Source organism: Streptomyces sp. NPDC056486 (assembly GCF_042795295.1).
Classification (GTDB): Bacteria; Actinomycetota; Actinomycetes; order Streptomycetales; family Streptomycetaceae; genus Streptomyces.
The window spans coordinates 1-12,328 of sequence record NZ_JBHTSF010000116.1 but is presented as its reverse complement, the minus strand read 5'-3'; the positions used below and the strand labels follow the sequence as shown (position 1 = coordinate 12,328).

Genomic DNA, 12,328 nt, shown 5'->3' with positions numbered 1-12,328 from the left:
AAGTCACCCCGGACGGAACGTCACCCCGGACAGAACATCACCCCGGATAGAACGGCGCCGACCCCTCCTTGACCACCGTCTGCCACTGCGCACCCGTCGGCAGCCGCACGATCCCGTCGTCCGAGTGCGCGAGCAGCGGCTGCCGCTCGTCCTCGGACGCCGCGATCTCCTTCACGCCGGTGAGGCCGGGCAGCGTCGCGCTCGCGGGCACCGATCCGTCGCACTGGACGTACCGCATCTGCTGCACGCCACCGGACTCGCGCCCGACGACCACGAGACGGCTGCCGCCCGCCCACGACATGGCGGTGACCTCCTCCATCTGCGGTGCCGCCCTGCGCAGTTCGACCACCGAGATGACCGGCTGCTCGCCCTTGGCGCCCGTCCGCTCGACCCGGCCGATCTTCAGGGCCTTCTTGCCGTCCTTGTCCTTCACGAGAAGCGCGATCCGTACGCCGTCGGCCGACACCCGCACCGCCTCGATCCGTCCGTCGAGGTTCGAGATCTCGACCGGCAGCGGCTCTCCCGCGCCCTGCTCGAGCCAGAGCAGCCGCGGCCGCTTCGGGTCACGGTCCGCCACCCAGAGGTCGCCACGGCCGTCCCAGCTGGGCGTGGAGAGACCGTCCTCCTCGGACTTGGCCTTGCTGCGCACCTCCGGCTTGCCGAGCGCACTCGGGGAGACCAGCGACCCCATGTACAACGAGCGCCCGTCGAGCGACACCCCGGCCGCCCGCTCCTCGTCCCGCGACACGGCGGCGGAGCGCAGCGGCTGCCCGCCACTGCCCAACTTCCCCTGCACGGGTTCGTCCTTGCCGCCGCCACTGGCCGACATCCGCACAAGACGCCGCTTGTTGTCGATGAGGTACTGGTAGTCAGGCTGGTCCGCGGTGCGGCGCGAGGCGACGGACTCGGCCCGTTCCTTGCTCAGGACGCACAGCTGCGAGCCGTTGCGGCGCTGCAGCTCCACCTCCTCGACGCCGGACGACGTCAGGTCCTGGAGCGTGAAGAGCAGCTGCGCGGCCATCTCGGTGCACCGCTCCTGGTTTATGGGATCGGCCTTCTCGTTCAGCGGCACCGTCAGCTTGCCCTGGTCGTCGGGCGCCAGCGTCTTCGTGCCCGCCTTGAGCCGCGTACCCGTCGGGAAGCGCGTGTCCACGACCTGCTTGAGCCAGGTGGTGGGCCCGTCGAGCACCGCCTTGACGGTCTCCGTCACGGGATCTATTCGCTGGCGTATGTAGACGGGGTCGGCGACGAGGTTCTGGCCGCCACCGGTCGCGGCGGGCGTCGCGGACGCTCCGGACGAACGCGTCGCGAAGTAGTACTTATTGACGGACCAGTAGATCCGCTGGAAGTCGGACTGCCCGAGCACGACCCCCTGCGGGACCCGGTCGATCCGCCACTCCTTGCCGCTCGGCCCGTCCTGCTGGGTGAGGTGGACGCTCTTGTTGTAGGCGTCGTTGTCGAGCTGGTACGCGTGCTCCTTGTCGACCGTGGCGACCGTGCGCCCGGTCAGCGGGAACGAACGGCCGTTCTCGGCGTCCCCGACACTGCCCGATCCGGTGCTCGGTCCGTTCTCGAGCACCGTCGTCCGCAGATCCGGTTTCCAGGTCTTGGACGCTTCCTTGGTCAGATACTTGCGCGCCATTGCGAACTCGGGATCGTCGCTGGTCAGCGCCTCCAGAAAACCCTGGACGATCTCCAGGGGGGCCGCGTCCTCACCCGGCGGCATCGCGTAGACCCGGACCTGCGACTGCGAGTCAGGACGCTGGGAGGCGTCGACCGCCTTGAGGTTCCCGCTGTCGGGCATCGAGGCACAGCCCGCGAGCAGCAGCCCGCAGGAGCCGAACAGCAGACCGGCGCGCAGCGGACGCCGGTGAGTTCGGCGATCGTGGTCAGCGCCCACGAGAGGCCTCCCCTTGCTTGGCGGGATCCGTTTCCGTCGCGTGCGCTTGATCCGTTTCCGTCGCCGGTTCACCGGCTCTGCGGGCCACATCGGGCTCGGGCCCCTCGGACTCGGGATCCTCGGATGCGGGCCCCTCGGACTCATCGCCGCTCGGCACACCGTCGTCCAGCGGTCGCCGCGGGACGACACGCGCCCCGTTCCCCGGCAACGCGGTCGGGTCCGCCGTCGCGGCCGACTGTGCGAGCCGCGGCGCTATCGGCGCCCTCGCGGGGACCGGCGGCGGCACCCGCTCCGACGCCGACGGCTGCGCAGGCACCGTGGCGAGCTTGTTCGCGCCGGCGAGCGGGAGACCCGCGTCGTTCAGGCCACGGTGGCGCCGCGAATCGTCGGGCTCCAGCGGTATCGGCGATCCCCGCAACGGCTCGTCCGCCGTACGCGGCAGCGTAAGACGGAACTGCGAACCACCGCCCGGCTCACCCCACGCCTGCAGCCAGCCACCGTGCAATCGCGCGTCTTCCAGCGCGATGGAGAGTCCAAGTCCGTTACCGCCGGTGGTACGCGCGCGTGCCGGGTCGGCCCGCCAGAAGCGGCTGAACACCCGGGTCGCCTCACCGGGCTTGAGGCCCACTCCGTAGTCCCGCACCGCGATCGCGACCGCACCGCCCGCCACCGCGAGCCGCACCACGACGTCCTGGCCCTCACCGTGCTCCACGGCGTTGACGACCAGATTCCGCATCACCCGCTCCACCCGGCGGGCATCGGCCTCGGCGACCACGGGCTGCTGGTCCCCGACGATCCTGACGTGCGTCCCCTTGCGCTCCGCCAGCGGCTCGGCGCCGCCCACGACGCGTCGTACAACCTCACGCAGGTCTATGGGCTCGGCCTCAAGAGCCGCCGCGCCCGCGTCGAACCGGCTGATCTCCAGAAGATCCGCGAGCAGCGTCTCGAACCGGTCCAGCTGATCGGCGAGCAGCTCGGCCGACCGCGCCGTCACCGGATCGAAGTCCACGCGCGCGTCGTGGATGACGTCGGCGGCCATCCGCACGGTCGTCAGCGGCGTACGCAGCTCGTGCGAGACGTCCGAGACGAACCGCCGCTGCATCCGCGAGAGCTCCTCCAGCTGCTGAATCTTCAGCTGGAGGTTCTGCGCCATCTTGTTGAAGGCCTCACCGAGACGCGCGATGTCGTCCTCGCCGGTGACCTTCATACGTTCCTGAAGGCGGCCGGCGGACAGCCGCTCGGCGATGCCCGCGGCCATCCGCACCGGCGTGACGACCTGGCGCACCACCAGCCAGGCGATGGCGCCGAGCAGCACCACGACGAAGAGACCCGCGGTGGCGAGGGTCGTCCTGACGACGCCGAGCGACTCCTCCTCCTGCGTCAGCGGGAAGAGGTAGTACAGCTGGTAGGGCTTGCCGTTCAGGTCATTCAGACGCTTGCCGATGACCAGGCCGGGCTGGGCGTCACGGCCGTCGTTGAAGACGATCCGGGTATTGCTCTGATACGCCCTGGTGCCCTTGTCGACGCTGTCACGCAGCGACTCGGGCACGCTCTGGATCGGATCCACACCCCCGGAGGCACGCGGCCCGCGCACGCTGGCACCGTCGGCCGTGGACGTCGGGCTCAGCGTCACCACGTTGAACGCGCTCTGACCACCGCTGGAGAGCTGCTCCACCAGGTCGGACATCCACACGGCGGTGGGCGGCGTGGCCCCGCCTTCGGTCGTGCCGCCGCCGCTGTCCTGCCCGGAGCGTGGCCGCGCCGAGTTCGCCTCGTCCTGAGCGGCCCGAAATCCACCGTCGGCCTGGCTCTGCGAGGCCTTCACCTTGGCCTTGAGCAGGCCGTTGTTCACCGAGCTCAGGACGGCGAAGCCCAGCATCAGGACCACGCCGAGCGACATGAGCAGCGTCGTGGCGACGACCTTCAGCTGGATGTTGCGCCGCCACAGCCGCAGAGCGGGCAGCAGCGGACGCCGCACCCAGCGCACGAAGAGCCTCAGGACGGGGCTTCCCTGAACCCCGCCCTGCAACAGCAGACCGCCCTCGAGCAGCCGTCCGTACGTGGAACCGCGCCGCCCGGAGCCTCCAGTCCGCCCCGAGCGGCCACCCGGAGCCCCGGGCGGTGCGGGGGAACTGTCCCGGGTCACGTCAGCTCGGTCCGGCCTTGTAACCGACACCACGGACGGTCACCACGATCTCCGGCCGCTCGGGGTCCTTCTCGACCTTCGAGCGCAGCCGCTGGACGTGCACGTTCACCAGACGGGTGTCGGCCGCGTGGCGGTAGCCCCAGACCTGCTCGAGGAGCACCTCACGCGTGAACACCTGCCACGGCTTGCGGGCGAGCGCGACCAGCAGGTCGAACTCGAGCGGCGTCAGGGCGATCGACTGCCCCTCCCGCTTCACGGAGTGCCCCGCCACGTCGATGACCAGGTCACCGATGGCAAGCTGCTCCGGCGCGGGCTCCTCGGACCTCCGCAGCCGCGCCCTGATGCGGGCCACGAGCTCCTTCGGTTTGAAGGGCTTCACGATGTAGTCGTCGGCGCCGGATTCAAGCCCGACCACGACGTCCACGGTGTCGCTCTTGGCCGTGAGCATGACGATCGGCACCCCGGACTCCGCCCTGATCAGGCGGCACACCTCGATGCCATCACGGCCCGGCAACATCAAATCCAGCAGTACAAGATCCGGCTTTGCCTCCCTGAAAGCGGCCAGCGCCTTGTCGCCATCAGCTACGAACGACGGCTCAAAACCTTCTCCACGCAGCACAATCCCGAGCATCTCGGCCAGTGCGGTGTCGTCGTCGACGACAAGGACTCGTCCCTTCATGCCTGACATCATCCCATTAGCTCATCGATACCTGGCGTGACCTGGCACACAGCTCGCCAAGGCCCCCTGCTGTCACGGGCGAAAGGACACCCTCCTCGGTGACGATCGCCGTCACCAATTCCGGTGGTGTCACATCGAACGCGGGGTTGTACGCCTGGGTCCCCAGAGGTGCCACCGCGATCCCGCCTCCCGCTTCAATTCCGGCCATCGGCACATAGGGTGCCGTGACCTCCGTCACTTCATGACTCGCCCGCTGCTCCACCTCGATGGACGCTCCGTCCGGGGTGTCCGGGTCCACGGTCGTGACCGGTGCCACCACGATGAACGGAACGTGGTGGTAGCGGGCGAGCACCGCGAGCGGATAGCTCCCCACCTTGTTGGCCACCGAACCGTCGGCCGCGATGCGGTCGGCGCCGATCAGTACGGCATCCACCTCACCCGCCGCGAACAGCGACCCCGCCGCGTTGTCCGTAAGCAAGGTGTACGCCATTCCGCTCCGCGCCGCCTCATACGCGGTCAGCCTCGAACCCTGCAGCAAGGGGCGCGTCTCGTCCACCCACAGCCTGCGCAGGCGCCCCTTCCGGTGCGCGGCGAGTGCCACCGCGAACGCCGTGCCCTCGCCTCCGGAGACCAGCGCCCCCGTGTTGCAGTGGGTCAGGATCCGGTGCCCGCCGCCCGGCAGCATCTCGTCGAGCAGCGCAAGACCGTGCACCGCCATCTCCGCGCTGGCCCGGGCGTCCTCCCGGTGCAGCGCCCGCGCGGCGGCCAGAGCCGCGGCGGCAGCCTGCTCCTGATCGGCCCCGCCCACGACCGCCGAGCGGTATGCCGCCCGGGCTCTGCGTACGCCGTACCCGAGGTTGACCGCGGTGGGCCTCGCCCCCGCGATCGCGCCCGCCGCCTCGTCCACGTCGAAGCCGCGTACGGCGGCCAGCGCGACGCCGTACGCACCGGCTATGCCGAGCAGCGGCGCCCCGCGCACCGCCAGCGTGCGGATCGCCTGCACCAGCGCGGGCGCGTCCGTGCACACCAGCTCGGTCTCCTCGCCGGGCAGTCTGGTCTGGTCGAGGAGGACCAGTACGGGGCCCTCCGGCGGCTCGGCCCAGCGGATCGCGGGGATCGCCGGGGTCTTCGCGTCCAGTGGTTGCGCTGCGCTCATCGGGGTTTCGTTCGGCCGTGTGTCCTCGCCTGATTGCGCGTACTGATCAGCCATCCGCCCAGTCTGCCCCGTACCTGACGGACAATTGAAGGTGTGCAGCCCATACGCTGCCCGGACCCCGCAAGGGTGTGCCGTGACACGATGGCTGCCAACCGGCCGCCGCGACCGCGGACGGGCACCGTGAAGGAGCGACGATGAACGACACTCCGGGCTGGGCTTCGCCCGGATCTGCCCCCTCCGACGGACAGGACTCCGGCAAGTCCGGACCTGCCGAGCCCGCGGACAAGCCCGACGGTCCGCCCTCGAAGTGGTCCAAGGAGCAGCCCCCGCCCGCCCAGTGGTCCGCCCCGAGCCCGCCGTCATCCGGCCAGACCCCGCCTCCGCCGCCACCTCCGCCCGGCGGCGGCTGGGGCGGCGGACGCCCCGGCGGCCCCGGACCCGGTGGACCCGGCCCCGGCGGCCCTGGCGGCTACCCCGGCTGGGGCGCCTGGCAGGGCCCGCCGGCCGCCGCCAAACCCGGCGTCATCCCGCTGCGGCCGCTCGGCGTCGGCGAGATCCTGGACGGCGCGGTCTCCACGATGCGTACGTACTGGCGCACGGTGCTCGGCATCTCTCTGGCCGTGGCCGTGTTCACGGAAATCATCGTCATCCTGCTCCAGGGCCTCGTCCTCGACGACAGCGCGAGCACGGACGCCATCGACGACCCGAGCGCGACCGTCGGCGAACTGACCCGCGCCCTGGGCGACACCCTGCTGAGCTCCGGCGTGATCCTGCTGATCACCCTGCTCGGCACGATCGTCGCGACCGCCCTGCTCACGATGGTCACGAGCCGCGCGGTGCTCGGTAAGTCGGTCACCACGGCAGAGGCCTGGCAGGACGCCAAGCCGCAGCTGCCGAGGCTGATCGGCCTGACGCTGCTCCTCCCGCTCATCGGCGCCGCGGTCGTCGCCGTCGGCACCCTGCCCGGCGTACTGATCGCGGTGGCCGGGGCGACCGACGCGGGCATCAGCCTCGCCGTCCTCGGCGGACTCGGTGCCTTGATCGTCGCCATCTGGCTGCTCGTCCGCTTCTCGCTCGCCTCGCCCGCGCTGATGCTGGAGAAGCAGGGCGTGAAGAAGTCGATGACCCGCTCGGTGAAGCTGGTCCGCGGCTCCTGGTGGCGGGTGTTCGGCATCCAGCTGCTCGCCGCGATCATCGCCAACGTAGTGGCGTCGATCATCGTCATCCCCTTCACCCTCATCGCGGGCGCGCTGAGCGGCGACGGCGTCACCGGCTTCCTCGACAGCGGCACCGGCGACCTCGGCTGGACCTTCCTGATCGTCAGCGGCGTCGGCTCGGTCATCGGCTCGATGCTCACGTTCCCGATCACCGCCGGCGTCACGGTCCTCCTCTACATCGACCAGCGGATCCGCCGAGAGGCCCTCGACCTCGAACTCGCACGCGCGGCGGGCCTCCAGGACACCGGCGGATCCAACGCCCCCGGAACTCCCGGAAGCTGACGCGGTGACGGGGGCAGCACTGCACGGGTCGAAGACGGCCGCGTCACTCCTGGCACGCACCGGCGGCGACGACGCCCCGCCGGTGACGATCCCGCGCGCCCCCGCGCGGGAGGCAGCCGAGCGCGAACTGTCCGACCCCGCGTACCACGAGAACGACCCCAGCCTCCTCCAGCGCGCCCTGAACCGCTTCTGGGACTGGGTCGACGACCTGTTCACCGCCGCCTCGGGGGCAACCCCGGGCGGCGCCCTCGGCCTGCTGGTCATCGTCATCGCCGTACTGGCCCTCATCGGGGCCCTCTGGTGGCGCCTGGGCACACCACACCGCGCCCCCACGACGTCCCCCGCCCTCTTCGACGACCGCCCCCGCACCGCCGCGGAACACCGCGCCGCAGCCGAGGCCCACGCCGCCCAGGGCCACTGGAACCAAGCCGTCCAGGAGCGCATGCGGGCCATGGTCCGCTCCCTGGAGGAACGCGCCCTCCTGGACCCCCGCCCCGGCCGCACAGCGGACGAAGCAGCGGCGGAGGCCTCCCGGACCCTCCCGACCCACGCCACCGAACTCCACACGGCAGCCCAGTCGTTCGACGCGATCACCTACGGCGGCCGCACAGCCACAGAACCGACCTACCGCCAACTGACCACCCTGGACACCGCCCTGACCCAAACAAGGCCAACCCTCACCCCCACCCATGAGGAAGCCCCAAGGTGACGTCCCCCAAGGACCCCACAAACACCGACGCCGAATCCGGGGCCGAGGCGGAGACCGGGGCCGGAACTGAGGAGGCCGGGGCTGACCCCCGTGCCGAGGCCGGGGCCGAGGCCAGTGCCCGAACCAGGCCCGAGGTTGGGGCCGGGGCCGAGCCCGGTGCCGAGGCCGGTGCCCAGCCCGGTGCCGGTGCCGGGGCCGAGCCCGGTGCCGAAGACGGTACTGAAGCCGGTACCGAGCCCGGTACCGAAACTGAGGGCCGGACCGGTGCCGGAGCCAGGCCCGAGGTTGGGGCCGAAGCCGGGGCAAAGGTCGGAGCCGCAGCCGGAACCCAGACCGAGACCGGCGCCCAAACCGAGGGTGGGACCGAAGTCGGGGCCAGGATCGGGACCAGGACTGGAGTCGGACCCGAAGTCCGGACCGAAGTCAGAGCCGAGGCCCGAACCCGGACCCGGGCCGAATCCGGGGCAGAGAACGAAGCCGTGGCCGAGGCCCGAACCGGGAGCAGGAGCGGACCCGAGGCCGGGAGCCGGACTCGGAGCGCGAGCGAGACCGGAGCCGGGACCCTGACCGCGAGCGAGACCGGAGCCCACACCGCAACCACGTCCGGTTCCGCAACCACGTCCGATTCCGCAACCGGCGGCATCGCAACCGCCGACCCCAGGACCACAGGGCCCGCACCCTCAGCCGCCTCAGCCCTCTCGGCCCCCTCCTCCTCTACGTCCTCCTCCCCCACGCCCCGCCAACTCTGGACCCGAACCCGAGGCCTCCTCCTCGCCCTGGTCGTTCTCCTGGCAGCCGCCATCGCCATCGCGGCCGTCCGCTCCGGCGCCCAGCACGGACGCCTCGACCCGCGCTCCGCCGACCCCTACGGCAGCCGCGCCGTCGCCGAACTTCTCTCCGATCGCGGCGTATCCACCCGTGTCGTCACCACCTCCGAAGAAGCCAGGTCCGCGGCAGGCCCGGACACCACGCTCCTGGTGGCCGCCCCCGACCGGCTCACCGAGCGCCAGCAGAAGCGCCTCCGCTCGGCCGCCGAGGACTCCCGAGGCCGCACCGTCCTCCTCGCCCCAGGAACCCCCTCGGTCAGCACTCTCGCCCCGGGGGTCACCGCGGACGCCACCCCCAGCCTGGACTCCACGCTCTCTCCCCGCTGCTCCCTGCCCGCCGCCGAGCGCGCAGGCTCCGCCGACGTGGGCGGCCTCCGCTACGACACCCTCGCTCCGGACGCCGAGTCCTGCTACCTCAGCGACGGCCTGCCCAGCCTGCTGCACCTCCCCGCCGCCGAAGGCCCCGGCGACACCGTCGTGCTCGGCGCCCCCGACATCCTCTTCAACGACCGTCTCGACGAGCAGGGCAACGCCTCACTGGCCCTGCAACTCCTCGGCTCCCGCCCCCACTTGGTGTGGTACCTCCCCTCACTCGCCGACGACGCAGCGACCGACGACACCGCCGACCGCGACTTCTTCGACCTCATCCCCGACGGCTGGCTCTGGGGCACCCTGCAACTCACCATCGCCGCCGCACTCGCCGCCCTGTGGCGCGCCCGCCGCCTCGGCCCGCTGGTCCCCGAACGCCTCCCCGTGGCCATCCGCGCCTCGGAAACCGTCGAAGGCCGAGCCCGCCTCTACCGCAAGGCGAACGCCCGCGACCGCGCCGCCGCCGCCCTCCGCTCGACCACCCGCACCCGCATCGCCCCCCTCATCGGCGTATCCCCCGGCCAGGCCCACGCCCCCGAAACCCTGCTCCCCGCCCTGACCGCCAGGCTCCGCGCCCCCGGCCAGGACCTGCACCCCCTCCTCTTCGGCCCGCCCCCGGGCAACGACGCAGCCCTCATCACCCTCGCCGACCAACTCGACGCCCTCGAAAAAGAGGTACGTACTTCATGATGGACCCGACCACTGACAACGCCGAGAACTCCGGAAGCTCCGGGATCTCCGGAACCTCCGGCAGCGCCCGCTCCTCCCTGGAGTCCCTGCGCACCGAGATCTCCAAGGCCGTGGTCGGCCAGGACCCCGCGGTGACGGGCCTCGTCGTGGCCCTCCTCTGCCGCGGCCACGTACTCCTCGAAGGCGTACCCGGAGTGGCGAAGACCCTCCTCGTCCGCGCCCTCGCCGCGTCCCTCGAACTCGACACCAAGCGCGTCCAGTTCACCCCGGACCTGATGCCGAGCGACGTCACCGGCTCGCTCATCTACGACGCCCGCACCACCGAGTTCTCGTTCCAGCCGGGCCCGGTCTTCACCAACCTCCTCCTCGCCGACGAGATCAACCGCACCCCTCCCAAGACACAGTCCTCCCTCCTCGAAGCGATGGAGGAACGCCAGGTCACGGTCGACGGCACCCCCCGCCCGCTCCCGGAGCCCTTCCTCGTCGCGGCCACCCAGAACCCGGTCGAGTACGAAGGCACCTACCCCCTCCCCGAAGCCCAGCTGGATCGTTTCCTCCTGAAGCTCACCGTCCCTCTCCCCTCCCGCCAGGACGAGATCAACGTCCTCACCCGCCACGCGGAAGGCTTCAACCCCCGCGACCTGCACGCCGCCGGCATCCGCCCCGTGGCAGGCCCCGCCGACCTGGAAGCAGCCCGCACCGCGGTCGCGAAAACATCCATCTCTCCCGAGATCACCGCCTACGTGGTGGACATCTGCCGCGCCACACGCGAATCCCCGTCCCTCACCCTGGGCGCCTCCCCCCGCGGCGCGACCGCCCTGCTCTCCACGGCCCGCGCCTGGGCCTGGCTGACCGGCCGCGACTACGTCATCCCCGACGACGTGAAGGCCCTCGCCCTGCCCACCCTCCGCCACCGCGTCCAACTCCGCCCGGAGGCCGAAATGGAGGGCGTGACGGCCGACTCGGTCATCAACGCGATCCTCGCCCACGTCACGGTCCCCCGCTGATGGCCCTCACCGGCCGCACAGCCCTCCTTGCGGCCATCGGCAGCCTCCCCGTAGGCATCTGGGGCCCGAGCTGGGCAGGCATCCTCGCCGTGAACGCCCCGCTGGCCCTGGCCTGCGCCTGCGACTTCGCCCTGGCCGCTCCCGTACGCCGCCTCGGCCTGACCCGCGCAGGCGACACCTCAGTACGGCTCGGCGAACCCGCCGACGTCGAACTGACCGTCACCAACACCTCCGGCCGCCCCCTGCGCGCCCAGATCCGCGACGCCTGGCCCCCCAGCAGCTGGCAGCCCGGCACCGAGGTCGAGGCATCCCGCCACGGTCTGACGGTCCCTCCCGGCGAACGCCGCCGCCTCACCACCCGCCTGCACCCCACGCGCCGCGGCGACCACCAGGCGGACCGCGTCACCATCCGCTCATACGGCCCACTGGGCCTCCTCACCCGCCAGGGCAGCCACAAAGTCCCGTGGACACTCCGGGTCCTGCCGCCCTTCACCAGCCGCAAGCACCTCCCGTCCAAACTGGCCCGCCTGCGCGAACTCGACGGCCGCACCAGCGTCCTGACCCGCGGCCAGGGCACAGAATTCGACAGCCTCCGCGACTACGTCCCCGGCGACGACACCCGCTCCATCGACTGGCGCGCCACCGCCCGCCGCTCCACCGTCGCCATACGCACCTGGCGCCCCGAACGGGACCGCCACATCCTGCTGGTCCTCGACACCGGCCGTACCTCGGCGGGCCGGGTCGGCGACGCCCCCCGCCTCGATGCCTCGATGGACGCGGCCCTGCTCCTAGCGGCCCTGGCCTCCCGAGCGGGCGACCGAGTGGACCTCCTCGCGTACGACCGCCGAGTACGCGCCCTGGTCCAGGGCAAGGCGGCAGGCGAGGTACTTCCTTCCGTAGTCAACGCCCTGTCGACACTGGAACCGGAACTCGTCGAAACGGATGCCAGGGGCCTGACGTCGACAGCCCTGCGCACCGCAACCCGCAGCTCTCTGATCGTGCTGCTGACCAGCCTCGACGCGGCCCCCATCGAAGAGGGCCTGCTCCCCGTACTCTCCCGCCTCACCCAGCGCCACACAGTCCTGCTCGCATCGGTGGCCGACCCCCACATCGAGCAAATGGCCAAGGCCCGCGGAACAGCAGAGGCCGTGTACGACGCCGCAGCCGCAGCCCAGGCCCACACGGAACGCCATCGCACGGCAGAACAACTCAAACGCCACGGCGTCACAGTCGTGGACGCGACCCCCACCGACCTGGCCCCTGCCCTGGCAGACGCATACCTGTCCCTAAAGGCGGCCGGCCGCCTTTGACCGAAATAAAAAAGGCCCCGAAGAGGGGCCTTGAAT

At 71.4% G+C, this 12,328-nt stretch carries 9 protein-coding genes; 5 read left to right on the top strand and 4 right to left on the bottom strand.

Annotated elements, in window-relative coordinates:
* Positions 1–37 precede the first annotated feature (37 nt).
* From ACFQ7F_RS33170 to mtnA, 4 genes are read right to left on the bottom strand one after another with little or no spacing between them, the layout of a single operon-like run.
* Complete coding sequence (locus ACFQ7F_RS33170) at positions 38–1,900, bottom strand: LpqB family beta-propeller domain-containing protein (RefSeq protein WP_383278606.1); 1,863 nt, start codon at positions 1,898–1,900, stop codon at positions 38–40.
* Positions 1,890–4,046, bottom strand: coding sequence for an MtrAB system histidine kinase MtrB (mtrB, locus tag ACFQ7F_RS33165; protein ID WP_383278603.1), 2,157 nt, complete (start codon positions 4,044–4,046; stop codon positions 1,890–1,892). The genes ACFQ7F_RS33170 and mtrB overlap by 11 nt, the downstream gene beginning before the upstream one ends.
* Before the next feature lies 1 nt (position 4,047).
* Positions 4,048–4,737, bottom strand: a complete 690-nt coding sequence (mtrA, locus tag ACFQ7F_RS33160; RefSeq protein WP_190080121.1) for a two-component system response regulator MtrA — start codon at positions 4,735–4,737, stop codon at positions 4,048–4,050.
* Positions 4,738–4,741: 4 nt separating this feature from the next.
* A complete protein-coding gene (gene mtnA / locus ACFQ7F_RS33155) occupies positions 4,742–5,935 on the bottom strand; it encodes an S-methyl-5-thioribose-1-phosphate isomerase (RefSeq protein ID WP_383278599.1) in 1,194 nt (397 codons plus the stop codon).
* A 140-nt stretch (positions 5,936–6,075) separates the two neighbouring features.
* Between mtnA and ACFQ7F_RS33150 the strand changes: the two genes are divergently transcribed.
* The 5 genes from ACFQ7F_RS33150 (at position 6,076) to ACFQ7F_RS33130 (ending at position 12,292) form a co-directional block, all read left to right on the top strand.
* Positions 6,076–7,380, top strand: a complete 1,305-nt coding sequence (locus tag ACFQ7F_RS33150) for a hypothetical protein (protein ID WP_383278596.1) — start codon at positions 6,076–6,078, stop codon at positions 7,378–7,380.
* A 4-nt stretch (positions 7,381–7,384) separates the two neighbouring features.
* Positions 7,385–8,089 (top strand): DUF4129 domain-containing protein, encoded by a 705-nt coding sequence (locus tag ACFQ7F_RS33145; protein WP_383278594.1) that lies wholly within the window; start codon positions 7,385–7,387, stop codon positions 8,087–8,089.
* A 641-nt stretch (positions 8,090–8,730) separates the two neighbouring features.
* A complete protein-coding gene (locus ACFQ7F_RS33140; protein WP_383278641.1) occupies positions 8,731–9,975 on the top strand; it encodes a DUF4350 domain-containing protein in 1,245 nt (414 codons plus the stop codon).
* Complete coding sequence (locus ACFQ7F_RS33135) at positions 9,975–10,982, top strand: AAA family ATPase (RefSeq protein WP_383278592.1); 1,008 nt, start codon at positions 9,975–9,977, stop codon at positions 10,980–10,982. Before ACFQ7F_RS33140 ends, ACFQ7F_RS33135 begins: the two co-directional genes overlap by 1 nt.
* Positions 10,982–12,292 (top strand): DUF58 domain-containing protein, encoded by a 1,311-nt coding sequence (locus ACFQ7F_RS33130; protein WP_383278589.1) that lies wholly within the window; start codon positions 10,982–10,984, stop codon positions 12,290–12,292. Before ACFQ7F_RS33135 ends, ACFQ7F_RS33130 begins: the two co-directional genes overlap by 1 nt.
* Positions 12,293–12,328: the final 36 nt, after the last annotated feature.